Source organism: Mesorhizobium ciceri biovar biserrulae, assembly GCF_001618845.1.
Lineage (GTDB): Bacteria > Pseudomonadota > Alphaproteobacteria > Rhizobiales > Rhizobiaceae > Mesorhizobium > Mesorhizobium ciceri.
Window position 1 is genome coordinate 131,389 of sequence record NZ_CP015065.1, and the last position, 24,769, is coordinate 156,157.

22 protein-coding genes and 2 pseudogenes are annotated in these 24,769 nt (G+C 62.0%); 10 read left to right on the forward strand and 14 right to left on the reverse strand.

Annotated features, from left to right (window positions below):
• The first annotated feature begins 104 nt into the window (after positions 1 to 104).
• The 7 genes from A4R29_RS30505 (at position 105) to A4R29_RS30535 (ending at position 7,180) form a co-directional block, all read left to right on the forward strand.
• Positions 105 to 1,028 (forward strand): ABC transporter permease, encoded by a 924-nt coding sequence (locus A4R29_RS30505; protein WP_063173883.1) that lies wholly within the window; start codon positions 105 to 107, stop codon positions 1,026 to 1,028.
• An 81-nt stretch (positions 1,029 to 1,109) separates the two neighbouring features.
• Positions 1,110 to 2,333 carry a sugar ABC transporter substrate-binding protein gene (locus tag A4R29_RS30510; RefSeq protein ID WP_063173884.1) on the forward strand — a complete coding sequence of 408 codons (1,224 nt, stop codon included), beginning with the start codon at positions 1,110 to 1,112 and terminating at the stop codon, positions 2,331 to 2,333.
• Positions 2,334 to 2,392: 59 nt separating this feature from the next.
• A complete protein-coding gene (gene hisD, locus A4R29_RS30515) occupies positions 2,393 to 3,682 on the forward strand; it encodes a histidinol dehydrogenase (RefSeq protein ID WP_027035677.1) in 1,290 nt (429 codons plus the stop codon).
• A gap of 59 nt (positions 3,683 to 3,741) precedes the next feature.
• Entirely contained in the window at positions 3,742 to 4,785 is a 1,044-nt protein-coding gene (locus A4R29_RS30520; RefSeq protein WP_082826751.1) for a LacI family DNA-binding transcriptional regulator, read from the forward strand.
• Positions 4,772 to 5,335, forward strand: coding sequence for a hypothetical protein (locus A4R29_RS30525; protein ID WP_063170572.1), 564 nt, complete (start codon positions 4,772 to 4,774; stop codon positions 5,333 to 5,335). The genes A4R29_RS30520 and A4R29_RS30525 overlap by 14 nt, the downstream gene beginning before the upstream one ends.
• 10 nt (positions 5,336 to 5,345) lie before the next feature.
• Positions 5,346 to 6,236, forward strand: coding sequence for an N-acyl homoserine lactonase family protein (locus A4R29_RS30530; RefSeq protein WP_063170573.1), 891 nt, complete (start codon positions 5,346 to 5,348; stop codon positions 6,234 to 6,236).
• Positions 6,237 to 6,247: 11 nt separating this feature from the next.
• Positions 6,248 to 7,180 carry a 3-hydroxyacyl-CoA dehydrogenase gene (locus A4R29_RS30535; RefSeq protein ID WP_206516562.1) on the forward strand — a complete coding sequence of 311 codons (933 nt, stop codon included), beginning with the start codon at positions 6,248 to 6,250 and terminating at the stop codon, positions 7,178 to 7,180.
• A gap of 127 nt (positions 7,181 to 7,307) precedes the next feature.
• Here A4R29_RS30535 and A4R29_RS30540 read toward each other — a convergent pair.
• The 4 genes and pseudogenes from A4R29_RS30540 to A4R29_RS30555 form a co-directional block, all read right to left on the reverse strand.
• Positions 7,308 to 7,832, reverse strand: a pseudogene (locus tag A4R29_RS30540) (helix-hairpin-helix domain-containing protein); the annotation flags it as partial.
• 604 nt (positions 7,833 to 8,436) lie between these two features.
• Positions 8,437 to 9,189 (reverse strand): AAA family ATPase, encoded by a 753-nt coding sequence (locus tag A4R29_RS30545; protein WP_127224613.1) that lies wholly within the window; start codon positions 9,187 to 9,189, stop codon positions 8,437 to 8,439.
• Entirely contained in the window at positions 9,186 to 10,535 is a 1,350-nt protein-coding gene (locus tag A4R29_RS30550) for a hypothetical protein (RefSeq protein ID WP_063173887.1), read from the reverse strand. The genes A4R29_RS30545 and A4R29_RS30550 overlap by 4 nt, the downstream gene beginning before the upstream one ends.
• Positions 10,493 to 11,188, reverse strand: coding sequence for a hypothetical protein (locus A4R29_RS30555; protein WP_063173888.1), 696 nt, complete (start codon positions 11,186 to 11,188; stop codon positions 10,493 to 10,495). The genes A4R29_RS30550 and A4R29_RS30555 overlap by 43 nt, the downstream gene beginning before the upstream one ends.
• Before the next feature lie 274 nt (positions 11,189 to 11,462).
• Here A4R29_RS30555 and A4R29_RS30560 point away from each other — a divergent pair, with 274 nt between their 5' ends.
• The gene (locus A4R29_RS30560) at positions 11,463 to 11,804 is read left to right on the forward strand and encodes a hypothetical protein (protein WP_063173889.1); all 342 of its coding nucleotides are present in this window, start codon (positions 11,463 to 11,465) and stop codon (positions 11,802 to 11,804) included.
• A gap of 234 nt (positions 11,805 to 12,038) precedes the next feature.
• Here A4R29_RS30560 and A4R29_RS30565 read toward each other — a convergent pair whose 3' ends face one another.
• The 5 genes and pseudogenes from A4R29_RS30565 to A4R29_RS30585 all read right to left on the reverse strand — a co-directional run bounded on the left by A4R29_RS30565 (position 12,039) and on the right by A4R29_RS30585 (position 17,202).
• Complete coding sequence (locus A4R29_RS30565) at positions 12,039 to 13,103, reverse strand: nucleotidyl transferase AbiEii/AbiGii toxin family protein (RefSeq protein ID WP_063173890.1); 1,065 nt, start codon at positions 13,101 to 13,103, stop codon at positions 12,039 to 12,041.
• Entirely contained in the window at positions 13,096 to 13,725 is a 630-nt protein-coding gene (locus tag A4R29_RS30570; RefSeq protein WP_063170578.1) for a DUF6088 family protein, read from the reverse strand. Before A4R29_RS30570 ends, A4R29_RS30565 begins: the two co-directional genes overlap by 8 nt.
• A gap of 310 nt (positions 13,726 to 14,035) precedes the next feature.
• Positions 14,036 to 14,907 (reverse strand): annotated as a pseudogene (locus tag A4R29_RS30575) (hypothetical protein).
• Between the two features lie 637 nt (positions 14,908 to 15,544).
• A complete protein-coding gene (scpB, locus tag A4R29_RS30580; RefSeq protein WP_063173891.1) occupies positions 15,545 to 16,255 on the reverse strand; it encodes an SMC-Scp complex subunit ScpB in 711 nt (236 codons plus the stop codon).
• Between the two features lie 2 nt (positions 16,256 to 16,257).
• Positions 16,258 to 17,202 carry a DUF1403 family protein gene (locus tag A4R29_RS30585; RefSeq protein ID WP_063173892.1) on the reverse strand — a complete coding sequence of 315 codons (945 nt, stop codon included), beginning with the start codon at positions 17,200 to 17,202 and terminating at the stop codon, positions 16,258 to 16,260.
• Positions 17,203 to 17,887: 685 nt separating this feature from the next.
• Between A4R29_RS30585 and A4R29_RS30590 the strand changes: the two genes are divergently transcribed.
• The gene (locus tag A4R29_RS30590; protein WP_063173893.1) at positions 17,888 to 18,826 is read left to right on the forward strand and encodes a recombinase family protein; all 939 of its coding nucleotides are present in this window, start codon (positions 17,888 to 17,890) and stop codon (positions 18,824 to 18,826) included.
• On the opposite strand, the gene A4R29_RS30595 is transcribed toward A4R29_RS30590, so the two are convergent.
• The 3 genes from A4R29_RS30595 to A4R29_RS30605 are packed head-to-tail and all read right to left on the reverse strand — an operon-like array spanning position 18,759 to position 22,446.
• Entirely contained in the window at positions 18,759 to 19,841 is a 1,083-nt protein-coding gene (locus A4R29_RS30595) for a TniQ family protein (RefSeq protein WP_161491090.1), read from the reverse strand. The two genes, A4R29_RS30590 and A4R29_RS30595, sit on opposite strands and share 68 nt — an antisense overlap.
• A gap of 47 nt (positions 19,842 to 19,888) precedes the next feature.
• Positions 19,889 to 20,806, reverse strand: a complete 918-nt coding sequence (locus A4R29_RS30600; protein ID WP_366214770.1) for a TniB family NTP-binding protein — start codon at positions 20,804 to 20,806, stop codon at positions 19,889 to 19,891.
• Positions 20,803 to 22,446 carry a Mu transposase C-terminal domain-containing protein gene (locus A4R29_RS30605; RefSeq protein WP_063173896.1) on the reverse strand — a complete coding sequence of 548 codons (1,644 nt, stop codon included), beginning with the start codon at positions 22,444 to 22,446 and terminating at the stop codon, positions 20,803 to 20,805. Before A4R29_RS30605 ends, A4R29_RS30600 begins: the two co-directional genes overlap by 4 nt.
• Before the next feature lie 268 nt (positions 22,447 to 22,714).
• Here A4R29_RS30605 and A4R29_RS30610 point away from each other — a divergent pair, with 268 nt between their 5' ends.
• Positions 22,715 to 23,749 (forward strand): site-specific integrase, encoded by a 1,035-nt coding sequence (locus A4R29_RS30610; RefSeq protein WP_244507024.1) that lies wholly within the window; start codon positions 22,715 to 22,717, stop codon positions 23,747 to 23,749.
• Between the two features lie 23 nt (positions 23,750 to 23,772).
• Here A4R29_RS30610 and A4R29_RS30615 read toward each other — a convergent pair whose 3' ends face one another.
• Complete coding sequence (locus A4R29_RS30615; protein ID WP_063173898.1) at positions 23,773 to 24,291, reverse strand: RES family NAD+ phosphorylase; 519 nt, start codon at positions 24,289 to 24,291, stop codon at positions 23,773 to 23,775.
• Positions 24,288 to 24,677 carry an MbcA/ParS/Xre antitoxin family protein gene (locus A4R29_RS30620; protein WP_013525331.1) on the reverse strand — a complete coding sequence of 130 codons (390 nt, stop codon included), beginning with the start codon at positions 24,675 to 24,677 and terminating at the stop codon, positions 24,288 to 24,290. Before A4R29_RS30620 ends, A4R29_RS30615 begins: the two co-directional genes overlap by 4 nt.
• Between the last annotated feature and the right edge of the window lie 92 nt (positions 24,678 to 24,769).

Here is a 24,769-nt window from a genome sequence, read left to right on the forward strand (position 1 = left end):
GGGCGACTGTAGCTCCTGCCCCGCGGGCCCAACGGCACACGGAACGTGTCGCCGACAATAGGCGTACCGCACGCTTGCGGCCAGAGACAATCACGGCGGTCTGCGTGTTCGGTATCAGTATCCTGCTGGTGCTGGGTTCACGCTTCGTCAGCCCGGCACTCGGTTCATGGGATCACGTCAACACCATAATCCTTCTGGCGTCGTTCCTGATCGTCGTGGCCTTCGGCCAGGGGATCGTCATCATGATCGGAGGTCTCGACCTTTCAGTCCCGGCGCTCATAACGCTTGGCGGCGTGCTGACGACCAGTTGGATCGATGCCTCCAGCGGCATGAGCTTGCCGCTGATACCAGCGATCTTGCTGATCTGCGCGTGCATTGGCGGGATCAGCGGCCTTGGGGTGACCTTGCTGCGTATCCCGCCCTTCATCATGACCATGGCGACGGGGATCATCACCGCTTCCGCAGCACTTGGGCTTACGAGCGGCACACCGCGCGGCGCGGCTCCCCCAATCCTGACCGCTCTGATGAAAGCGAGTTGGATCGGCATCCCGGTCATCCTCCTATTCTTCCTGGCTTTCGCCATCCTCGGCTCAGTGCTGCAGGGTCGAACATCCTACGGTCGCCGCCTGACAGCTATCGGCGCGAATCCGGTCGCGGCTCATGTCGCGGGCATTGCAGTGCGCAGTTCGGTTCTGATCGCCTATATGCTGAGCGCAGCCGCATCCGGGTTTGCCGGCATGATGCTGGCGGGCTACGCAAACGGCGCAACGCTGCGCATGGGCGACGACTATCTGCTTCCCTCGATTGCGGCCGTCGTCATCGGCGGCTCGTCCATTCTTGGTGGCAGCGGCTCTTTCGTCGCCACGATAGGCGGTGCCATCCTGCTCACCGCGTTGAGTACGGTGATCTCGGCGCTTGGCATTCCACAGGGCTGGCGCACGGTCATCGAGGGCTCGATCATCCTCATTGCCCTGCTCCTGCTGAGGGAAAACACCTTCGCGTTCCTAAGACGCCGACTGGCGCGGTAAAGACCGCCCGCGCCCGGCGATCCGGGACGTTCAGTGAGAACGTTCCCATCAACAAGCGGTCAACGATCTGGGAGACCTTCGATGCCAAACTGGAAGAGAAAACTAAGTCTATGCGCAGCCGCTCTTTGTACTGCCGCGGTCAGCCTTTCGTTCACCGCCCCGTCGGCGTCAGCGCAGGACAAGAAGTTCAAAATCTACCTGAGCATGAGCTACAGCGGCAACTCTTGGCAGTCGGAGGCAGCCAACATCGTCAAGGCGCTTGCCGCCACCCCACCCTACGACAAGACCGTGGAACTGACCCAAGTGATCTCGGGCACGGATCCCCAGGCTCAGATCGCTGCGTATGAGAGCATGATTGCCGCCAAAGCCGACGGCATTATCAGCTTTCCGATTTCTTCCACCGCCCTCAATCGCGTCATCCACAAAGGCTGCGAGAAGGGCGTGAAGTTCTTCATGTACGACGCGACGGTCACCGAGCCCTGCGCCTACAACGTCAGTTACATTACCGCTGGCTTTGGCGAGAACAGCGCTCAGGCCCTGGTCAATGCGCTCGGCGGCAAAGGCAAGATCTTCCTCAGCCGCGGCGTTCCCGGCAACTCGGTCGACAAGCGCCACACCGATGGAGCCATGTCGGTCTTCAAGAAGTACCCCGGCATACAGGTCGTGGACGAATACTATTCCTTCTGGGACGACCGTACGACCCAGCAGGAAACAGCCAAGGCGCTCGCAGCGCATCCCGACGTCGACGGCATCTGGGCTCAGGCCGGTGAATACGGTGCGATCCAGGCCCTCATGGACAAGGGAAGCAAACTGGTGCCGATGACGGGCGAAAACTCGAATGGCTTCCGCCTTGCGCTGGCCAATCCAGATTTCCAGAAGCGTGGCCTGAAAGGCGTTTCCGCCGGCTCGCCGCCGGCCAGTGCTGGCTATGCTTTCAAGCTGATGATGGAAGCCCTGACTGGAAAGCGCGATCTCAAGCCGGGCAACATCGAATATCCTCTGCCATGGGTGCCCGCCGACCAGGTCAAGCTGTGCAAAGGCCAGACGTTCGAAGATGGTTGCAACGCCTTCCCGGAAGGCGTCGTGCCCAGTTCCTTCGTGACGGAGGTGTTCAGCCCGACGCTGCTGCCGGAGCTTTCCATTCAGTCGGCGCTTGAAGGCAAGCCAACCCCAGGCGCGACCATCCAGCCTTTGCCGGCCGATGTTCCGAAAGCCGCCGACGAGCCCGGCATCAACTGCCAGAAATGCGAGCCGCCGGCAGACCAGTACAAGCTCACCAAGGTTCAGCCAACCGTCAATCCGTAATGGCCAAGGCGGGCGGCGTCACGCCGCCCGCTCCACCTTTTTCAAGAACGAGGACGAACATGCCCAGTTATCTCAAGCGCGGCCAGGACGCGAGCACAGTGGCGGCGGTCGACGCCAGAACGCGATTGACCGTTGAAAATATTCTCGCCGACGTCGAGGCGAGAGGTGACGCGGCCGTGCGCGAGCTCTCTGAAAAATTCGACAACTGGTCGCCAGAAAGCTTTCGCCTTTCCGAGCAGGACATTGAAAAAGCCCTGTCCGCGGTTGCTCCACGCGATCTCGAAGACATCCGCTTCGCCCAGGCGCAAGTGCGCAATTTTGCCCAGCATCAGCGCGATTCCATCAGGGATATCGAAGTCGAGACCCTGCCCGGCGTCGTACTCGGCCACCGCAACATTCCAGTCAATGCCGTTGGCTGTTATGTGCCCGGCGGCAAATATCCGATGGTTGCTTCGGCTCATATGAGCGTGGTCACGGCGCGCGTAGCCGGCGTGAAGCGCGTGATTGCCTGCGCACCGCCTTTCCACGGCGGCCCGCATCCGGCGATCGTCGCCGCCATGCATCTGGGCGGTGCCGACGAAATCTACGTGCTTGGCGGTGTGCAGGCAGTAGCCGCCATGGCGCTCGGCACCGGTACTATCGCCCCGGTCGACATGCTGGTCGGTCCCGGCAATGCATTTGTCGCCGAAGCCAAGCGCCAGCTCTTCGGCCGCGTCGGTATCGACCTCTTCGCCGGCCCGACCGAAACACTGATCATCGCCGACGAAAGCGTCGACGGCGAGATCTGCGCAACCGATCTCCTCGGCCAGGCCGAGCATGGGCCCACCTCGCCCGCCGTCTTGCTTACCACCTCCGAGAAGCTCGCCCGGGCAACCATGGCCGAAGTCGAACGGCAGCTTCTGCGGTTGCCGACAGCGGAACTCGCCGGCAAGGCCTGGGCAGACTACGGCGAAGTGATCGTGTGTGAGTCCGATGAGGAGATGGTGCGCGAGGCGGACCGCATCGCTTCCGAGCATGTGCAGGTCATGACGAGCGACCCCGATTACTTCTTGAACAACATGACCAACTACGGCGCCTTGTTCCTTGGGCCTCGCACCAATGTGGCATTTGGCGACAAGGTCATCGGCACGAACCACACGCTGCCGACCAAGAAAGCAGCCCGCTATACTGGCGGACTGTGGGTCGGCAAATTTCTCAAGACCTGCACATACCAGCGGATCCTCACCGACGAGGCCAGTGGACTGGTCGGCGAATATTGCTCGAGGTTGTGCATGCTGGAAGGTTTTGCCGGACACGCTGAGCAGGCCAATATCCGCGTGCGGCGCTACGGCGGCCGAAACGCCGCTTGACGACCTTGAACAAAGCACGTCGAAACATGGTTCGCCGCTAAAACTGGAGCCTAGCAGCCATGACCGAAGTCGCCCTGAAGCAGCCTCACACGCCCCGCATAACGGTGAAAGATTTGGCAAGACAATTGGGCATGTCGGTATCCACGGTTTCGCGAGCCTTTTACGAGGACGCCGTGATCGCGCCAAAGACGCGCGCGAGAATCCTCGCGCGCGCGGCGGAACTCGGTTACCAGCCCAATCCGCTCGCACGCGGCCTCATCACCAAGAGCAGCCGCATCGTCGGCATCGTCGTGTCCGACATCACCAATCCATTCTATCCCGAAGTGCTGACGCGGCTGACGGGAAAGCTGCAAGCTCTGGACCTGAATGTGATGCTGGTGGTGACCGATCCAAAGCGCAGCGAGGATGAGACGCTTCGCGTCCTGCTCTCTTATCACCCCGACGTGGTGATCATCCTGGCCACGACGCTTTCTTCGGCATCGTCCGATGCCTGCCGCAAGGTCGGTACACCCGTCGTGTTCTTCAACCGCTACGATGCCAGCCAGCGCTCCTATGCGGTGACCTGCGACAATGAACTCGGCGGCAGGACGGTCGCCGACCACCTGATCGATCTCGGACACAGGCGCCTGGCCTATGTCGCCGGCTTGCCGAATGCCTCGACCAACGTCGATCGCTGGAAGGGTTTTCATGCCCGCTGCCTGGAAAGAGGCGTGCAGGCTCCTCTCAGCAGCGTAGGGCAGGAATTCAGCTACGCGGCCGGCTATGCCGCCGCGCATGGGTTTCTCTCGTCCGACGAACCACCGACTGCGCTTTTCTGTGCGAACGACATCCTAGCGATCGGCGCCATGGACGCGGCAAGACGCGATTTCGGCCTTTCGATACCGGACCGTCTGTCCGTCGTTGGTTTCGATGACATCGCGATGGCCTCCTGGCCGTCGCACGATCTCACAACTGTTGGTCAGCCAATGGAACTGATGGTGGAGCGCACCGTGGACCTGACGCTGTCCCTGTCGCGCAACGATGCCAGTCAGCCCGCCCTGCAGCGCATTCCGGGAAAACTCGTCGAACGCAGCACCACGAGGGCCATCGATGGCAGGCAATAAGTCTTCTCTGTCGATGCTGGACTGGGCGGCGCAAATTCATGGCCCGGACTGTGCTGGCTTTGGCCCCGCTCGCGAAGTCGCGGCCTTGTCTCTGCCTGAAGGTGTGGCGGATGAGGTGGTCGCCTATGGTCTCGAGGCCCGCCAGGTCTACAACGGTCTTAAGCGTTTAATCGGGCAGGTCGCTGGCCTGATGATCCTGCTGCAGGCAAGCGGCCGCCGCGAAGTGCTCGATCTTCCGTCTATCGCCAGTGCCGCGGAATTGTTCGACGAACTCCGCGAACGCCTTTCAAAGTTGCGGACAACGTCTCGCCTTAATGTGCATCTGCAGCAGTTGATCAGCGCACACAGGCTCGTGGGCACCTGCCTCACTGTTTTGCGCGAGCAGCAAGCTGCCAAGAACACCCCAGACCTCGCCGAGCCGCTCGGCAATTTGTCGGCGGCTTACAGGCATCTGCAATCGGCATCCGAGGATCGCTTCGGAATGACCATGGTCGACTTCAGGCATTCCTGCTGCAACTGCGGGGCCGAAGGCCGCTTATCATCAGTCTAGGGAGGAAATAATGTCACAGTATTCGATCTGGATTCTCGAATATTCCTACGTCACCAAATACCACAAAAGTGGTGTTCTTTATGGTGCGCACAACCAGGGCTACGTCAAACTTCCGTACTGCTACGCCCTGATCAAAGGCAACGGACACGTTGCCATGGTGGATGTCGGTTACAACGACAAAGACTATGGAAAGCACCTTGGAGACAAGTTCGGTGTCGAGAACTGGCGCTCCCCAAAGGAGGTTCTCGCCGGGGTCGGCCTGACACCCGAGGAGGTCGATACGGTCTTCATCACCCACGCCCATTTCGACCATTTCGGCAATGTCGAGGATTTTCCGAAGGCGAAATTCTACATTCAGGAACGCGAGATCGCGAAGTGGACCTGGGCGATGTCGCTGCCTGACAGGCTCCGCTGGATGATGGTGGCTGTCGATCCCGGTGACATCATCCGTGGCGTCGATCTTGCGCGCCAGAAACGGCTCATTTGCGTCGATGGCATCGTAGAGAACGCTCTTCCGGGGATCGACCTTCATGTCGCCTACGACAGCCACACCTTTGCGTCCATGTGGGTCAATGTCCGCAACGACGGCAAGGCGCGGTCTTCCGATGCCTGGGTGCTCGCCGGCGACCTGGTCTATGTCTTCGAGAATGTCGAAGGCCCAGGGGCCGTCGTCGATGTCGATACGCCGATGTATGTGCCGGTCGGTCTTGCTCTTGGCAGCCAACAGAACCTGTTGATGGCCACCGAAGCGATGATGAAACAGGTCGGCTATGAAGCGCAACGTGTCATTCCAGTACATGAGGAAAGGCTCAAGGACCGCTTTCCGTCGCGGATCACCAAGGACGGACTGCGCATTTCGGAGATCTGCCTGGCTGACGGCGAGACATCCAAGGTACGATGATGTCAACAAACTTGAAGCAAGTCGCAGTTATCGGCGGCGGACTGGTCGGAAGCGGCTGGGCGGTCGTCTTTGCGCGTGCTGGCATCCCGGTTCGGCTATTCGACGCAAGTGAAGACATCCGGCAAGGCGCGTCCTCTCGTATCCGTGGCAGTCTTTCGGACATGCAAGAGTTCGGCCTGGTCAGCGATGTCGATGCAATCGCGCAACGCATCGAAGTGGTCGACAGCTTGGTCGATGCAGTGTCGGGGGCCGATTACGTGCAGGAATCCGTCTTCGAACGCGTCGACGTAAAAAAGGCAGTGTCCGCCGAGATCGGCGCTGCCATACGTGACGATGCGGTGGTAGGCAGTTCGAGTTCCGGCATACCGGCTTCGATGTTCACTGAACAGGCCCCAAGGCGATCGCGCTTTCTAATCGCCCACCCGGTCAATCCACCGCATCTGGTGCCGCTTGTCGAACTGGTAGCTGCCCCATGGACGGATCCGGAAATCGTTCCATGGCTGCGCGAGACGATGGAGCAAGTCGGACAGGTGCCGATCGTCGTCAACCGTGAGATCGAAGGCTTTATTCTCAACCGCCTCCAAGGTGCGCTGCTGAACGAAGCCTGGGCGCTGTTGGATGCGGGCTTGGCAAGTGTGGCCGACATTGATCGAACAGTTGCTCATGGTCTCGGCCTGCGCTGGTCGTTCATGGGACCGTTCGAGACGATCGATCTGAATGCACCCGGTGGCATAGACGATTACGCACAACGTTTGGGAACGCTGTACCACTCGATCGCACAGGATCGCCGCGATCCGAAACCCTGGTCCCCTGATCTGATTAAACTCGCCACGGCCGAGCGCCGGGAAATACTGGCAAAGCCAGAGCTCGAGGCCCGTTCGGCATGGCGCAACCGTCGGCTTATGGCTCTGGTTTCTCATAAACGGGGTCAGCCAGAACGCTAGATTCTCTCCTTCCGCAAGAAGCGATCGAGGTCACATGACGTGTACGGGAAAATGGGGGTTGGCTGTCGAAATAGCGCCGTTGCCGCCCTTCGTCGCGCTCCAGCTGAGCCGTCTTTTCACGGCGCTTACGTACTCCCTTAAGCGCCCACAAGGCTTCGCGCCGCGCCAAGCCTAGGTCTGGCCGGAACGCATCGGCCTCGGCCAGTTGCACGAGTGAGGCCGCCGGCACGCCGGCGCGCTGCCAAAGATCGTCGATCGAGGCGAAGGGATCGTCGGTCCTGGCCGTTATGATCGCGGCCGCGTCGGCATTGGCCAGTCCCTTGACCAGCCGCAGACCAAGGCGAACGGCGAAGCGTCCCTCCTCGTCGATCGCCTCCAGCGTGCAGTCCCAGCGGCTCGCATTGACGCAGACAGGGCGGACGTCGACCCCATGCGCCTGCGCATCGCGCACGATCTGGGCGGGAAGGTAAAAGCCCATCGGTTGCGAATTGAGCAGCGCGGCGCAGAAGACGTCGGGGTGGTGGCATTTCATCCAACTCGAGGCATAGGCGATGAGCGCGAAGCTGGCGGCATGGCTCTCGGGGAAACCATAGCTGCCAAAGCCCTCGGGCTGCTTGAAGGTGGTGGCGGCAAATTCGGGCGTATAGCCATTCCCGCCGCGCCGACCATTGACCTTCCGCACTTCGAGCGAATTTTTTCGCCAGCGACGCCGACGAAGAGCGCGGTGAGCGACTTGCCGCCCAATGCCGACCAGCGCAGAAAACTCAACTGTGGTCAGCCACTCACTCATAGCTAGCAACCTGGCGTCGACGCGGGGCAATTCCTGAGAATCTTGTGGGCAAATGCTACATCGCGAACGTGTAGGCTATTTGACGATCGTCCCAGACCACCTCGCGGAGACAATATCAATGTCACCCCCGGCGAGTGCGGGCGCCACTCGCTCAATGAGGGTTACCAAACCTGTCGCTGGAGGTTACCAATGCGCGTGTTGGTTGGCCTTAGGTTCCCAATCGTGGCTGCAATAGCTCAATCAAAACATCCGCTTAAGGTCAGTCGGGAATTGATGTCGTTGGGGCACATTGGTAACCTGTTGTCCAAAGGGCATTGGTAACCTCTTTGGGCGAAAGCGGCGGGATATCATCCACTTAGAAGTCCGGCCGACGACAGATAATTCTGGACTCTTGCCCCTCACGACGACAAATAATTCCGGACATCACACCGGTGTGCAGTCCGGAATTATCTGTCGCTGTCCGGAATTAAGCCGATCTTCGGAGGTCGTCGCCGCGCTCGTGCAAAAGCTTGAGCGCATGGCTGCCGCACGACACGACACGAAGCGTGGTCTCGATCCGAGAAAGACGAATGCTGCCAACGCCATTGGTAACGGCAGCGCAGTTCTGAAGGAGGTGGCAAAGCGCGCGAAGCGAGGTGTTCTCACCGTAGATAACAATCGCTTCGTAGGCGTCGGCTCCCTCAACGTTGTTTTCGGCGCCGATCCTTATGCAGTCCTCCCGCGTCGGCTGCCCGATCTCGAAACGCATGCCGATGCGGCTTTCGATCTGATCCATAGCGTGGATATCACGCCTCGTGCCCGCCAACCGATGGGTGTTGCCGGCGAGCAGTAAAGCGAAGCCGCAGCGCTCCTGAAGATGCAGCAGCTCCCGCAAAACAGGGGGCGTGAAGTTCTGATATTCGTCCACGAGCAACGGACGCGTCGGGCCGCATCGGGCGCCCAAAAAGTTCATGCAATCCTTGGCAAGATCATATGTGTGCTTGCTGTCCCTTTGGACGCCGTACGCGTCATGCAGCATCAGGAACATCGGCCTAATAGCCTTGGTATGCTGCGCAACCTCACAATAGGCAGCTCCGCTTTGGGCGGCTATCCAGTTGAGCGCTACGGTCTTTCCGAGTCCGGCTTTGCCGACCGCAAGCACCGGATATCGCATCTTGACCGCCGTATCGAAGGCAGCCCGCACGGTGAGCGCAGCCCGGGTTTCAACGAATATCGTCATCCGACGATCCTCTTCACCAAGTCCATCTGAGCGGCCATGCGCTCGTCCTGTTCGCGTCGGCGCTCTTCAGGGATCAACGGCTTCTTCGGCATCAGAATCCGCGCCGGCCGCTGAGACGGGTCGAATGATACTTTGCCCGCCGGCTCGTTGGGGATGACTTCAGATTGATCCTGACCAAGCGCCATCAGCCGAGCTGCAACGTCGATTTTCGGGACCGAGCTGCCCATCTGCACAATCGCATCGCGGTGCGCCTTTGCTCGTGCTGCCGTGCTTTGGGCGCCACGATGATCAAGTGGATGAAGTGGGACATCGGGGGTTGCGATCCCGAGCCTTTTACCCTTCATGTCCAGCACAAGCAGCTCTGCCGGCGCATGATAGACCGGGTCGCAGACCAGCACCTTGTCGTGCGTGTACTGCCACAACTCTTCGCAGGACAACCGACGCCCACGGAGTTGGATCGCGCCTTGAATGACGGTGCGCTCGACCCGGCGCGCGACTGCAGCGCGGACCTCGTCCTGGCTCATGGTGATTGCTGACCAGCCCGCAACCACGTGCTGTTGAAAAGTGGTGTTGGGCGAATGCCCCTTGAGGCCGCTCTGCTTTCCCGTAGGCATGCTGTGATAGGCCTTCAGGAGACCGAAGAACGCCGGAACGAAATCTTCGAAGGTGCCATAGGGCGCAACCGTCCGGCCGATCGCCTCCTGGCGCTTGTTCATACGGTTGCCGGAAATCCAGCCCGGTAGCGTGCTCAGATAGCGTGGCTCGAAGTCGCCGAACCAGCGTTCAATGGGCTTTGCCGAGGCGTTGTAGGGCAAGGCATTGACAACTCGCATCGAGCGACCCGGCCCATGGAACCCGGGCACCATCAGTGTCATGGCGTCGTCGAGGTACGTCGCGAACCCGTATTCATTGCCGTTGTCGATATAGAGAGCTTCAGGCAGGCCGAAGGCTGGATGATCCACCATGGCCGCAAATACTTCGATCACATCACGGTTGTTGACGCCGCCGCGCGTGTCGAATGCGATCAAATCACACCAAACGCGGCCAGTCGCCCAGTCGAGGAACCCGATCAGGCCGACGATATTTTGGTCGAGATCGGCGGATCTGCTGACGATCGAGTCTAGCGACTCCGCCGTGTCGCTGGTCGGTTCGGGCAGCTTGAGCGGCAGCAGGACAGCCAGCCAGTTCTCCAGCAGAGCAGTTGTCGCTCCCTGTTCGGTCACACCGACGGGAAGCACACGGCAAACCTTGGTCATCGCATCAAGCGTGGCGGCGGAGGGTTTGGGCCCGACAAGGATCGTGGTCAGGGGACGTTTGGAGCGGGTGACGTCGAGCGCGCGCGCCACCCCTTCCACCTTGCGGAGGATCTTCTGTTCGGTGTCGAACGCCGTGTCAGCGACAAGGATGAGATCGGGCGACGGGCTTTCGCCGACGAGGGCGGCTGGAAGGTCGAACGAAAGGCCGGCGATCGACAGCGGGACTGACAGAGGGCGGTAACCCCTGCGGCCCCGTCCCGGAACATCGTCATCGTGCGCGAGGCGTGGTCGACGAATTTGCGGACGAACTGCAGCCGATCGCCATTGTCGAGGGTCGCCAGATGGTCCCGCAGTGCCACCACTCCCTGTTGCAGAGCCGCGCGCGCGGCGGGGTCGAGGTTACCCTGGACCGTGTCGACCATGACCTGCATCTTGTCGGCGATGACCGAGAGGACGAGCGCGAGCAAAAGCGGGTTGGCGTATGCTCTGACGAGCGACTGCTCGTTGATCTGGTCGCGGGTCGCCGCCGTATAGGTCTCCGGATAGACGTTCTTGAGTAGCCCCTCCTGGTCGGCGCCGACCTGTTCTCCCGAGAAGACGAAGCTGGGCTTGTTTCCGGGCCAGGGCCAGCGCATCACCGATTCCGCCTTGGCGAAGAAGGCCTGGATATTGGAGTCCTGGGCCGACAGGCCCATCATGATGGTCGGCTTCGAAACGGCAATATCGAGCAGACGGTTGATCACGGCTTGATTTTCGGGTGCGGCGGCCCTGCGAGTAGCGACCGACAAGAAACGGCCTGTAGGTTTCCTCGTCGGCGACGGCCAACACCGCGCAGCCATGAAATTTGATGATTTGACCGGTAAGCTCCGGCTGACGAAGATCCTCGGCGCGAACGCAGACCACGAGCTTGGGAACGCCTCCCGTCAGTTCGGCAACAGCCTTCTCGACCAGTCCGTCCCAGTTCGCCGTGGCGATGCTGGACGCACTGCCCTCGAGAACTAGAATGCCCATACATAGATGCTCGACATCGGGTTCGATGGCGGGGTTCGCGAAGGTGGCGGGGACGCCCACGCCGTCCCACAGCAAATAGTCATCGGCCTTGCCGGCAACGGTGACGTCGAGCAGCCGAGCATAATTGTTGGTCAGCCGCGCGACAATGGCGGCCTGGTCCGGCCAAGCGGCGAAGCCAAGGGTGAAATCGACCCTTGCCCATTCGTCGGCCGACAGCGGGGCGAGGCCGAGGGCACGCTTGAGGGCTATGTTATAGGGGCAGTTGGGGTTGGCCGGATCGCTCTGCTGGCGCAGAAACTCCATCACACGCACGATGATGTGCTTCAGGCCATCTACCCGTCCGAATGAGATGCCCGAACCAAGCCAAAAGGCATACTGGTCCTCGGCGATGCCCGTCGCGACGCTGCGAAAGGGACCATCGAGGATGTCGAGGGTTTGACGAACGGAAATCGTTGAAGCGCTTGGCGCAGCTGACATACTTTGGCTTTCGACGCGCGGATAGATAGTGACCGTAGAAGAGCATGGCGCGCGCGGCTAGATAGCGACACCGCCAAGTGGAACGCCATGCTCCGACAGCAGGCGCTATTTCGGCGTGTCAGCGGCCGGCACATCTGTGTTGAGCGTCGCTTGCAGCGTTTCGATGCGCGCGAGGATCTCGTCGAACGAATAAGATGTCTCGTCGAACATCATCGCCTGCATGGCCGAGTAGTCGGCGCGCAAATCTTTCAGGCGGTGCTGGGCGGGCATGAGGCGCAACGTGCCGGGGTGGGCGGTATCGTAGCTCGCCCAGCTCGATCGAAAGTACACGGCCTTGTGCCTGGCGACCTGCGCCAGCATGTCGAAGTCAACCGCCGCCTCCTGCCCCTCGGCCGTGTCGAGAAGCATCGCCACATCATAGTAATGGCGTGAAAAATACTGAGTGGTCGGAGAGTCGTCGGGACGGTGCGCTTCGGAGTGAAGCGCAGTGACCTTCTCCCAGAACGTTCTGCGCGCCGCCAGCACTGTGACGGTGCAATCCGGATTCTCGAAGAACGCGGGGAAATCGTCAGCTGAATAGGGCCGGATGGTCTTCTGCTCGGTCGGCCAAGGATCGCCGCGCGCACCGAACTCTAGTTTGACGCGCGGGGTGATGTAGGTGACGCCTTGATAGTCCTGACCGGTCAGGGCGGCCGGATAGTGAAAGTTCAGGGTCTGGGGATCGTTGGCGTCGATCTCGAGCGACCAGTTGCCCTTGACCGGCTCGACAAGTTGGACGGCGATCGACTCTCGAAGGGCAGGAAGCATCTTGTTGGCGATGTGCTTTTCGACATCGGCCATGAGCGCGTCGATGAGCTTGGCGGACTGCTTCTTGCTGATCCCTTCCCGCTCTGGATTACGATCGCCATCATAGCCCAGATCGGCGCGGTCGAAGGAGAGGTCAATGTCTTCCGAAAAGCGTCGAATTGCACCATAGGCCTTGGAGAGAGAGGTGCCGCCTTTGAATACCAGAGTGGGCGCATCGCCCTTCTGAAGTTCAAAGAGTCGCTTTAAGGTCCAGCAAACCCAGAAGTCCTTCTCAATGATGATGCTGGCGACGCCACGCAAGGCGCCGGACTCGCCGAAGACAGCCGCCCTTTCGGACGCGTTCTGGCGAGCGAAGCTATCCATTGACCGCGTCCGATGTGGTGTCCGCAATGGCGCGCAGCGTCGAGCGCATCCAGGCCGGAGCCTGAACGGCCGTCGAGGCGAGCCTCTTCTTGTCGCTCGGCGACAGCTGGCGCGACGCGACATGAACGATATCGGCCGCCCGTGACGGCCCCAGATGGCGCAGCGCCTGAACAACAGTCCCCGCCGCACTGCCCGGCGCGATGAGATGCTTGGGCGAAGCGTGGCGGAGATCAACGATGCGCTTTCCGAGCACCACCCGACGGGATGGACCATCAGTCAGGTATGAACTGCGGGCCGGAACCTGAGTCGATAGACCGAGGACATTTGCCGCGCGCGAGCCCGCAACCTGCACCTGAGAGCCTGTCTCTCTGGCCAGAGCCTGGGCAATGTCATCGGGGGCCGGAGAAAGCGGGCCAAGCTTTGGATGCACCTTAGGGAAATCGTAGAGGCCGCGTGCGAGGCGTCGCAGCCTGCCGGCCTTGGCGAGGCGCGAGAGCGCCTGATCGATCGAGTCCCTCCCCCCGAGGTCAAGGAAATCGTTAGGCGTGAAAACGCTACCGCGCCCGGAGCTGCGGGCTCGCATTACGATTCGAGATGGGACAGATGAAACAGCGGTCTTCATATGTCAGAAAATAGCCTATATTTTTCTGACATGCAAGACTGTGAAAGTCACTCATGAGAAGACGGCGAGGCGCTAGGCCACGTTCATTGAAGGGCCCGTTGGGACACGGAGCGGTCACTTCACTCGGACGTTACTCCGACCCCGTCGGCGGGTCCCGTTCGCGATGTCCGAAATCTGTAGCATTTTTCGGAACACGTTTGGTTCCGTCACCATATCAACGGGGCACGATTGTGTGCGGCCCGGGCGGATGCTAAGCGTCGAGGACCCTCTGGCATGGCCTTGCCAGACAAAGCAGACCCAACGGCCGCGCTTAGTCGCCAGTGCCAGAGCGTTGTCGCTCCCTGCTGGCGGCAGTCTTTCTTGCCACGCGCAACTCCTCGATCGTGGGCTGCCTCCAGATCCCGTAATCAATCTTGGATCCGGGACGCGAGGGCCAAGTTTTCACGAGTTCGGCGAGCGTAGCCGGGCGCCATTGCCCCCAAACGCTGTCGGCCGAGGTTGGGATATCGGCGTAGGAGGTGCGAATGACCTCTGGATCGACCGGCTCGCCATCGCAACCGACGAAAACGACTACCCCATAGGTAGACGTCATCACCGGCCGACCAAGGGGCGGCAGATTCTCCGGATCGAGCGGATAGCGGCGGCGGCGGCGTTCGGTGGCGCGCGCACGTGCGGCCCGTTCTTTTTCCGACCAGCGATTGGCTTCTCGGCGCTTTTGCGCTCGTCCGGCTCGTTTCGCTTGGCAGCCTCCTCGATGCGACTCCAGTGCAGGCGCAGGGCCTCATATGACCGGTAGGGGACCGTCCACACACGGCGATCGGCATCCCAGGAGGCAAACGGCACCTGCCGCATCTCATCAACGACAGTGCGGGAATAGGGCGTCACCACTTCCAAATGACTATCAAGGCGCCGAAGATATTTCGAGGAAATGGGATCAAAGACAAAGGCGTCGCGGCCTTTGATGTCGGCATGCGTTTCCGTCTGAGAACGCTCCAGTTCGAGCCATCGATCGAAACGCCGCGCCGCGGTTTTGCCCGGGACGAACCACGCCTTCAGATCATCGTTCCAACGGGCGCGCGGAAATGTCTTTCGAAAACGCTCGACCGTCATGCGGTCATACGGAAATGCCGCCGCCGCGCCGGGGCGATCGTTTCCGTTCGAAGTTGGCATGCTATCGCTCATGTTTGACCACGCGTCGCAATCGACAATGGCTTGCTCGACAACGTTTGAACCAGGTGCTCGGTTCTGGGAAACGTCGATGGGCCTTCTCGTCGACACTAATTTGTTCATGGCGCCTCCGTTGGCGCTTGTATCGGGTACGGCCTCCATCCGGAGCTTGGCTTTGGCATCGATGGCATTCGCGCTCGGTGCACGCTTGCCAAGATTGGTCATCAAGATGGGAACGCCATAGTGGCCCGCGCCCGTCGCATGAAGATCGATCCGTCGAGCACGCGGCTCAGACAGGCTGACATCGCCTCACTCCTCGATACCAGCGTCAAGACAATCAGTAGGCTGCTTACTCGCGTGCGCATCCGGCTGACTGAGAGCCTTGGGGCATCAGCCAACGTCAACCTCGTCGGACCGGTTCAGGTTGATCGTTGAGGGATACTATGCAGCTCCCAAGAGCCCGGCATGCGGTCACGGTCATGCCGGGCTCTTCGTATTCCGACTGCTAGGCCTGGACGGATCGCGAACGACACGCCAATTTTCCGGCGGTTGGTCAGCCCAAGCGGGCTATCACTTGTGCCCGAGGGAACGGCTTCGGACCAGTCGCGTCAATGCGTGTCCGGCGATGGCGCGATCGCGCGTCTACCTTCTCTCAGATACCGAACTCAACACCTTCATTGTCCACACTTGCATCTTCCCCGTCTCCCTTCAGCCCAGTCAGAATATCGCCGGCCAGCAGCTTTTCCTTCGACAGCAGCCCTGCGTCCTCGAGCGCCTCGAAATCCGGCAGCTGGCGCAGCGTGTCGAGCCCGAATTGCGACAGAAAATTTTTGGTCGTCACATAGGTATAGGGCGCGCCCGGCTGCGGACTGCGCGGCCCCGAGGCGATGAGGTCCTGCCCCCGCAGCACACCGATCAGGTCGCGCGACACATCCTTGCCAAAGAAGGAAGACAGCTCGCCGCGCGTGATCGGCTGGAAATAGGCAATGCACATCAAAACCAGTGCCTCCGCCTGCGACAGTTCTTTTGCCCCCTCGCCCGCTGCCGTGCCGAAGGCGGCGCGGATGGCGTCGCCAAAAATTTTCTTGGTCCGGTGCTGCCAGCCGCCGGCGACTGCGACCAGTTCATAGGGCCGGCCGGCGAGCTCGGCGCGGATGTCGTCGATGACCAGCTCGATATTGCAATTCCTTCCCACCACCCGCGCGAGGACACTACGTGTCACCGGTTCGCTGGCCGCAAAGATCACCGCTTCGACGCGGCCCATCCATTCGCGCCAGCGCAGTTCTGGCGGCAAGTGATCCAATTCCGTGTCGAGCAACACAGGCTGTTCGGTCGGCTTGCGGCGGGCAGAGGCTTCGGTCATCCCTACAACCCAAAAAGCCGAAAGGTGGTACGGCCGGAGAGCTCGCGCACGGCATCCAATTGTTGCAGCCGCTCGAACAGCCGCCGCGATGCAAAGCGAGACAGGTTTTTCGTCGTCAGCGTGCCAGGGACGGCATCTTCATTCAGGAGCAAAAAAATCACGTCGCTGGCGCCTTTCGCGCGCAGTTTTGGCACCGCCGCCAGGAGTTTTTCGGCCCGACGCGACAGCTCGGCGGCCAGCCGGCAGGCGTCCGCCGCCGCCGCAACCAGCGCCAGGCAAATCGCCCGATCAAAATTCTCGTCCCCGGGTCGGATGCGCCTGCCGCCGGCCTCGGCGCGGAAGGACGGGCCAAAGGCTTGCGCCATCAGCAGCGGCAGCGGTCGCGGCCAGCGCAGGCCTTGCGCCAGCACCAGGTCGGCGAGCCACCAGGCCAAAAGCTCCGCATCGGGACGGATGGCGACGACGTGCGCGGCGATCGCTGCGGCCGCGAACGGCGCCGGCCGCCCCGAGCGCGCCATGTCGTCGATGTGTTCACAAATCGCCTCGACATCCCAATGGAGGCCAAGCTGGTCGAGTATCTTTTCGAGCCGGTCAGGGGTAGCGACGGGCGGCTGTCCGGCCAACTGCCGCCAGGCGCCAAAGATGGTGCCCGCGGGTCCGGGGTCGGCCCCGGCTGGGCGCAGATACCAGGCGTCGCGCAAGGCGGCCGCGTCCTCGGCGCGGCCGGCGAGCCGCATGCTGGCGGCGGCGCAGCTCAGCGCCAGCCGCTGCCGCCAAACGCCGGCCCAGGCAGGCTGTGCGCGGGCGAGCGTGTCGAGGACACCCAGGGCGGCGCCGGCCCGGAAGGCGGCGGCGCCGTCGCTCGGCGCGCCGGCGTTTGTGATCGCCCAAGCCGGAACGGAGGGCGGCGCACCCGAGCTGGCGGTCGCGGGATCAAGGCGAATCATGATTTGGAGGGTAAAGTGCCGGTGCGCTTATGGCCATGGCTTTCGCGCAAAAACGCACAGCCTGTCGTGCAGATATAATGAATGATAATATTGCATTATCGTTCGTTACAAGCCATGCTAGCAGAATGGCCCCTGTCGCTCTGCCTGGTTCGCTGGAAAAGCCCGGAAAAGCGCGGTTTCAGGCGTCATTCTCACCTTTATTCGGTGGATTCTCGCCCTAATTGAGCGGACAGATCGGCCAGGATCGGCGGATTTGGAGGGGTTTTCGTGAGACTGCGCGCCAGATCAGATCGCCTTCAGGCTTCTAACCATCTGAATTTACGTATTTTCGCTAGCTGACGCCAGGCGCAAGGGCACGCTGTCACGTAGTCTCATTATTTCCGACTCGGCATCACGTAGTCTCATCAAATCCGCTCCGCAGCTGAGCGAAACAGCACCAAATCGGGCGTTTCCTGTGCACCGGTGTCGGTCCGTCAGGGTGCCTGGGCTCGAAACGGCCAGTTTTGCCCGCTTTCGGCCATAGCGGCCTCGTGGGCGCGATTTGACCCCTTCTGAGTCCTTGGACGCGTCCGGAGGCCCCGATCGCGCTCTGCGGGCCTGCAAATCGGTCAATAATACACGCCTGCAAAGGAACCTTTCCTGACACATTGCATTATTGCAAAAACCGGCCCAAAATCACCCGAAAATGGCCAAACCGCGCACCCCAGCCACACCCCCTCCCCGCTCCCGCCGCCTCATCGGCTATGCTCGGGTTTCCACCGAAGACCAACTCAACGACGCCCAGGTCGACGAACTCAAGGCCACCGGCTGCCATATCGTTCATCAGGAGCATGGCTCCGGCGCTTCGCGCTCCCGACCAGTTCTGGCGAAGCTGATGCGCGAGATCGCCGCCGGCGACGTTCTCGTCGTCGTGCGGCTCGACCGCCTCGCCCGCTCGGTCAGCCATCTGCTCGAGGTCATCGAGCAACTCGAGGCGCGGGGCGCGCACTTTCGCTCGCTCCGCGATCCGATCGACACGTCGACGCCGCAAGGCATGTTCTCGCTGCAGGTGCTCGGCGCCGTGGCGCAGCTCGAGCGTGCCCTGATCGCTGAGCGCACCAAGGCGGGGATGAAGGCGGCCAAGGCGCGCGGCCGGCTGGCCGGCAACCCGGGGCTTCGCGAACGCCGTCCCGAAGCTGTCCGGGCGATCGCGGCAGCGCGTGAGCGCGCCTATCTCGACGATCTCATCACCTCGGCGCAGACCTGGCTGCCGACCGTGCGTCGCCTGCGGCCGCAGCACAGCTGGGACGACGTGGTGCGGGTGCTGAACCGAAAGGGACACAGCTGGACGATCGAGCGGCTGCGGCGCGCGGTGCATCGGCTGGTGCGCGAACGCATAGCCGAACCGGCCCTGATCAAACGCGCCCCTCGCCGGCCGCCGGAGGACCGGCTGATGACCCTGGTCGCCGGCATTGCGCTCGCCGATCCGGATCTTACCCTGCTCGAGATCGGCGCCCAGCTGGAACGGATGCATGAACGCACGCCCCGCGGCGCCCGCCAATGGCAGCCGTCGTCGGTCAAGGCGCTGCTGGATCGAGCCCGGCGGCTCGGTCTCGTGGTGCCCGATCCAGGGCCTCGTCCATGAGGCGTGCCAGCGCCCGCTCTCGCTCGATCCTTGAGGCGCTCTGAACGGCCCTCCATTGGGGACTGGCGAGGATCTGTTCGGCCAATGCACGGTATTCGGCGTCCGGGCGGGGCGCGTATGTCGTGGCAGGGCGCTCGACATTCCGGGGCTGCCGCGCGGCCCGGCGTGCTGCAGACCGCGACAGGTCGCCCGCCGCGAATTCTTCCGCCAGGAAAAGAGGCGGCGGCCCGATGCGGCTTCTGGCATCGGCCAGGTCCAGCAGCCGTGCGATCCCGAACAGGGTCAGCATGCGGCCTGACAATGAAGCGGTGGCGAGCGGCTCGTCGCGAGCGGCCGGCATGTCGTTGACGCTCAGGCGCGACTGTCCCAGCCATGCGATGAAAGGCTTTCCGCTTGTCTGCGACGACGACCACAGCAGCCGCGCCGCCCGCATGATGTCCTTGGCCGTCGCGCCCTCCGGCCCCTCCTCGATGGCCAATGTGACGGTGCCGGCAAGCGCCAGGAGGAAGTTTTGCCGTGCCGAAACGACCCTATCCGCGCGGCCGAAAGACACGGGAGCCGAACAGCTCCCACAAACCAGACGCCCCCTCCCCTCTCGGCAATCGAAGCGAAATCCCGTCCGGGCGAAGCAAAGGCCGCACGTGTCCCGCAGCATGGTCATATGCCGGGGACAGATCATCGCCTCGACCCGAGACCACACGCTACGAAGATAATGATCCCGGCCGGCAGTGTGATCTTCATCGAGGCAGGCGGGACAGACGCCCTGATGCCAGCGATCCTGGATGTACCAGTTGGATGCGCGCGCCTGCCGGCGCAGCGCCATCCGGGCAAGCCGGCCCGCATCCACGCGGCAAGCGCGAGCCCAAAACGTGATCATTGCATCGCCCGGATCGAAGTCCCGCCCGATCAACCCGCCTCGCCGCCCCGGATCGACGTCCGGGCCGAGCCAGCTTTCAACCACGCGCAGCGTGCATCCGTAGCGACAGGCCACCCGCTCCTGCCAGGAGGAAAGCAACTCGTCCTCGAAGGGACGCGGCGCAAGGGGGAGGACGCGGACCGGTCTCACCGGCTCGCCCGGCGCTGCAGCCGCTTTTCCATGTGGCGCGTCATACTGACCAGCGGCAGCACGAGTTCATCGTTGGCGAAACTATCGGCCGTGATGCACTCGCTACCATTGCAGATAGCCTCGACTGCGACCGTCTCTATCAGGCGAAAGACACGGTTGGTGACACCCTGGGTGAGATCGAGGACCCGTCGACGGGCGGCGGCGGTCCCAAGCTCCGAGGAACGGCGCAGCGGCAGGATCCCTGCCAGGCTCGACAGAAGCTGGGAGAGCTGGGAATTATCGGCCCAGCGATCAAGGTGGAAGGCCTCGAAACGCTCGGCGAGCTGCGGATCGGTCAGCAGCGCCTGCCGGGCCAGATCGGTCCCGGCGCAGATCAGCGGGACCTTCAGGTCATTGGCGAGAAAGCGGATGACGTTGAGAAAAATCCGCTGCTGGCGGAAACTGCCGGCGAGCATGGCGTGGATTTCGTCGATGATCAGCATGCGCACAGACATGCTGCGCAAGAGGCTCCGGCAGACCTCCTTCAGACGGTAGGTAGAATCGGTCATCGGCCCTGGCGCGCCGAGCGCGCTGAGAAGTTCGCCATAGACATCCCGCTCCAGCGGTTCGGCCGGCATCTGCATGGCCACGACGGGCATGCTGCTGATGCCTGTGCCGCGATCGAAACAGGGCGGATGATCGCGCAGGAATTTGCGGATGATCTTGGTCTTGCCCATGCCGGTGTCGCCATAAAGCAGCAGGCAGGGCATGCGGTCGCGCGCAGGATAGGACAGAAGGTCCTCCAGTCGCGCCAGCGCCGCGCGCGCCTGGGCGGTTTCGAGCCAGCGGTCGGCCCGGATCCAGGCGATCCTTTCGGCGTCGCCAAGAGCGGCATGCGAGCGATAGGCGGGCAGCAGATGCTGATAGTCGCTCAAGACCACTCTTCCACGGCCAACGTCGGCAGACCGGAATCCGGTTCTTCGTCGCGAGTGATTTCCGGCGCGTCAAAGTGCCTGTTGTCGGTCGCCATCAAGGATCGGTCGCGGCGCTCGGCATGCCGGCGCGCGCTCCTGGTCTTTTGTCCAGCTGCGTCGACGAGCTGCCGCTGCGTTTCGATCGTCTCGAAAATCAGCTGCTCGTCCACGGCTTTGACGCCGCGTTCTTTCAATGCCGCACGGACTATGCGGTGCTCCCCGAGCGTAATGCGCGGGCGCCTGAGATCGGCAAAACGGACCGGCCAGTTCGTGCCATCGGCACCTTCCACAAACACGCATGACAGGTCGCGCGGGTCGTATCTGACGCGCATCTGGCGATCGACCCGGCCTGCCCATGGGCTCAACACGTCGTCCCAATAGCGAAGTCCAAACAGATGCACGCCGTCGCGCCGGATGCTCCGCTTCTCGTAGGGCAGAAAATCTTGCAAAAACCGCTCGCGATCATGGGGTAGTCGCAGGGGATGCCGACGCGCCGCAACGGCGTCATCCCACGCACTGACGGGCGGCAACTGCAGGCTGCTGTGAATCTCTGCATGGTAGCGACCGACAATCTGAAGCGCGAGCCACTCTTCCAGTTCATCGAGCGTCATGGCGGCGTGTTTTTGCGGATCGTAGGAGCCGCGCGCGGCGACGTCGCTGGACGTCGTGCCGGGAAGCAGGTGGACCGCACCCATCATCGTGCCGATCAGCCGCTCGATGTGACCGCCATAGTGTGGCCGCAAGACGGGCCGGTACTCAAGGGCAATGCCGTGCTCCGCCGTCCCTCGGGCCAGCGCCCTCCCATGGAATTCCTTGCCGTTGTCGACGTGGATCACGTCAGGCAGCCCGAAAACAGGCCACGCCGCCTTGATATCCCTCGCCTCAAGCCAGGGTTCCTTCGGCATCACCATGTGCTGGACGCAAAGCGCTACAGATGTCGACGACGGATTTTCCAGCGTGAGATAGAACCCCGCCACCATGCGGCTGGCAATATCGATGGCCAGCGTAAGCCAGGGCCGCTGAAGGGGCCGGCGATGCACCGCGTCCACGATAAACAAATCGACCAATGTGTGATCGATCTGGACAATATGAAGAGCATGATCGGCGCGATATTCCTGCACCACGGGATCAAACCGTTCTCGCGCGGCCTTTGCCCCTTCCCGATCACGCATCAGCAGCCGCGGATCGGCAAGCTTCACACGGGCTCTTACCGCCTTCCAGGAGGGCGCCACCGCTCCGCGACTGCGGCACAATTCTCGAACGCGATCATGCAGGGCGGTGACCGAAGGCTTCTCCCGTCGGCGGTAGGTGTCGCGCATCGCGGTCTCGATGAGTGTCTCCATCTCTTCCGACAGGCGCCGCCGCCCTTTCGCCGGGCCTGGATTGTGGCCAAGCAGGGAACTCGTAACAGGAGAGGCCCGATATCGACCGATAAGTTCATAAAGACGTGCCCGCTTTATACCGAGCTGGCGGCAGGCCAAGCCTATGTCGGCGGGGGACAAGCGATCCTTGGACGCCAGAGGGCGAATGACGGCCTCGCGCTCTACCGCCCTGCGCCAGTCGGCATCATCGGCCGCGAGCTTGTCGGGGTTACGACCCATCACCGTCGCCCTCGCCTTCGTCCACCAAATCAGGGTAAGAATCCACCTAACCTGGACGAATCCACCGAATTAGGATGAGCGATGAATGTTACAAAACAAAGACATACAGTCCACTCATCCAAGTCGAGTGACAGCCCCTATCGTCGACCTGAGCCGCGAAAATCGTCCTGAGGACAGCTCAGTGCCGTCCCACAGCACGACCGCGATCGCCAGCACCTCCCCTCCCTCGCCTCCAGCCGACGACTTGCCTGATATTGTCGATATCGTCATGGAAATGGCGCAGGCACCCTGCGAGCCGCAAAACGCCCCTCCCCTGCCGGCGCACCTGGAAGGGCTCGCCGAGCGCGCGCGCGATTACGTCGAGGCAGCAAGCTCGGCGAACACCCGGCGCGCCTACGCCGCCGATTGGAAGCATTTTTGCGCCTGGGCGCGCCGCCAGCATCTCGATGTGTTGCCGCCCGACCCGCAGGTCGTTGGCCTTTACATCACGGCCTGCGCGTCCGGTAAGGTGACGGGCGACAAGAAGCCGAACGCCGTCTCGACCATCGAGCGACGTCTCTCCTCGATGACCTGGAATTTTTCTCAGCGTGGCCAGCCATTGGACAGGAAGGACCGGCATATCGCCACTGTGCTGGCCGGCATTCGCAACACCCACGCCTCCCCTCCCCGGCAAAAGGAAGCCATTCTGACTGAAGACCTGATTGCCATGCTCGAGACCCTTGACCGTGGAACGTTGCGCGGCCTGCGCGACCGCGCCATGCTCCTGTTGGGTTTCGCCGGCGGCCTGCGGCGTTCTGAAATCGTTGGCCTGGACGTTGCCAGGGACCAAACCCAGGACGGCCGCGGCTGGATCGAGGTTTTGGACAAAGGCGTTCTCGTCGCATTGCGCGGAAAGACCGGCTGGCGCGAGGTCGAGATCGGCCGTGGCTCGTCCGATGCCACATGCCCGGTTGTGGCGGTGCAAACCTGGCTGAAACTGGCGAGGGTCGGCCATGGGCCGTTGTTTCGACGCGTCACCGGAAACGGCAAAGCAGTTGCAGCCGAGCGGCTCAACGACCAGGAAGTGGCGCGGCTGGTCAAACGCACCGTCCTCGCAGCCGGGGTTCGTGGCGACCTGTCCGAAGGCGATCGTGCAGAGAAATTTTCCGGTCATTCCTTGCGCGCCGGTCTTGCCTCATCGGCTGAGGTCGACGAGCGTTACGTTCAAAAGCAGCTTGGCCATACGTCGGCCGAAATGACCCGCCGCTACCAGCGGCGCAGGGACCGGTTTCGCGTCAATCTCACCAGGGCCAGTGGACTGTAGGCCCCCTCCCCTGGCGGATCGGTCTATCGCCAAGACAGCTGATCCCTCGGCAGCCGACCACTGGGGTCGAATACAGCCACCTTGTGCGGGAGATCGGGGCCCCAGTTCCAAAGGACCAGATTGCGATCCTCCATCTCGGCCCCCGGCGCGAAGCTCGGAACCACGATGCCGGCAACATTTCGGGGTTGCAACCGCTCATAGATGGACCAGGACGCTGGACGTTCTCCGTTGCTGAGAGCCGTCGCCCAGGCACAGGCCATCTCTTCGAGCGTCACAGAAAACTCTCCTCTCCGCTCTTCCGTTGTCAGATCCGCGATGTCGTCACAATCCATCTCATAGGAGCAAAGCACGCAGGGATCGATCCGCTGTGCGAAGCCCTGGTTGGCTTCCTTGATCGCTGTCATGATGGTCAGCGCCAGATAGAGCGCCGGCACGCCTTTGGGATTGAATCGAGCCCCTCGGATCGCCGCTCCTTCGCCGGAAGTCGGCTTGAATGCCCAACGTGGATCATGTGCGCGGTAGCAGGTTCCGACGAACCTCACGCAAACCCGCCAACGGCCATGTGATCGAGATAATCACGGACCGCTGCTGCCTTGCCGTCCTTCACCAGCGCCTCAGCGGTGCGTCCCCCAAATGCCGGAAGCGGCTGAGCCCGATACCAGGCCATCGCCTGCTCCTTGCCACCCGCCCATTCCGTCACTCGGCTGATGATCTCGAGCATTTCTCGCAGACGCCCCTGGGTCTTTACCGTGGCGCTACGCTCTGACCGATAAAGCGTCTCGCGTGCAAGACCTGCAGTCTGGGCCAACTGGCCTTTGGACATGCCAAAACCGTCCGCGACCTGCCCAATCGCAATCTTCCCATTCCGGTCCATGTAGGACAAGATGAGAGGTCCATTCTGCTCGGCTATCTTGAGTGCCTGGCCCATGGTGTTCATCCTACCATATCGGGAGTCATATTTCGTGTGCAGAAGATATGGCACTTGTAGACTGTTTTCAAGAACGAACCCGTTCAGTGGCC

Excerpts from the sequence above, each read along its gene's own strand:
- A4R29_RS30510 (WP_063173884.1), top strand. The coding sequence starts at position 1,110 with ATGCCAAACTGGAAGAGAAAACTAAGTCTATGCGCAGCCGCTCTTTGT.
- hisD (WP_027035677.1), top strand. The coding sequence starts at position 2,393 with ATGCCCAGTTATCTCAAGCGCGGCCAGGACGCGAGCACAGTGGCGGCG.
- A4R29_RS30520 (WP_082826751.1), top strand. The coding sequence starts at position 3,742 with ATGACCGAAGTCGCCCTGAAGCAGCCTCACACGCCCCGCATAACGGTG.
- A4R29_RS30525 (WP_063170572.1), top strand. The coding sequence starts at position 4,772 with ATGGCAGGCAATAAGTCTTCTCTGTCGATGCTGGACTGGGCGGCGCAA.
- A4R29_RS30530 (WP_063170573.1), top strand. The coding sequence starts at position 5,346 with ATGTCACAGTATTCGATCTGGATTCTCGAATATTCCTACGTCACCAAA.
- A4R29_RS30545 (WP_127224613.1), bottom strand. The coding sequence starts at position 9,189 with ATGACGATATTCGTTGAAACCCGGGCTGCGCTCACCGTGCGGGCTGCC.
- A4R29_RS30560 (WP_063173889.1), top strand. The coding sequence starts at position 11,463 with ATGCTCGACATCGGGTTCGATGGCGGGGTTCGCGAAGGTGGCGGGGAC.
- A4R29_RS30565 (WP_063173890.1), bottom strand. The coding sequence starts at position 13,103 with ATGGATAGCTTCGCTCGCCAGAACGCGTCCGAAAGGGCGGCTGTCTTC.
- A4R29_RS30570 (WP_063170578.1), bottom strand. The coding sequence starts at position 13,725 with ATGAAGACCGCTGTTTCATCTGTCCCATCTCGAATCGTAATGCGAGCC.
- scpB (WP_063173891.1), bottom strand. The coding sequence starts at position 16,255 with ATGACCGAAGCCTCTGCCCGCCGCAAGCCGACCGAACAGCCTGTGTTG.
- A4R29_RS30585 (WP_063173892.1), bottom strand. The coding sequence starts at position 17,202 with ATGATTCGCCTTGATCCCGCGACCGCCAGCTCGGGTGCGCCGCCCTCC.
- A4R29_RS30590 (WP_063173893.1), top strand. The coding sequence starts at position 17,888 with ATGGCCAAACCGCGCACCCCAGCCACACCCCCTCCCCGCTCCCGCCGC.
- A4R29_RS30605 (WP_063173896.1), bottom strand. The coding sequence starts at position 22,446 with ATGGGTCGTAACCCCGACAAGCTCGCGGCCGATGATGCCGACTGGCGC.
- A4R29_RS30610 (WP_244507024.1), top strand. The coding sequence starts at position 22,715 with ATGGAAATGGCGCAGGCACCCTGCGAGCCGCAAAACGCCCCTCCCCTG.
- A4R29_RS30620 (WP_013525331.1), bottom strand. The coding sequence starts at position 24,677 with ATGGGCCAGGCACTCAAGATAGCCGAGCAGAATGGACCTCTCATCTTG.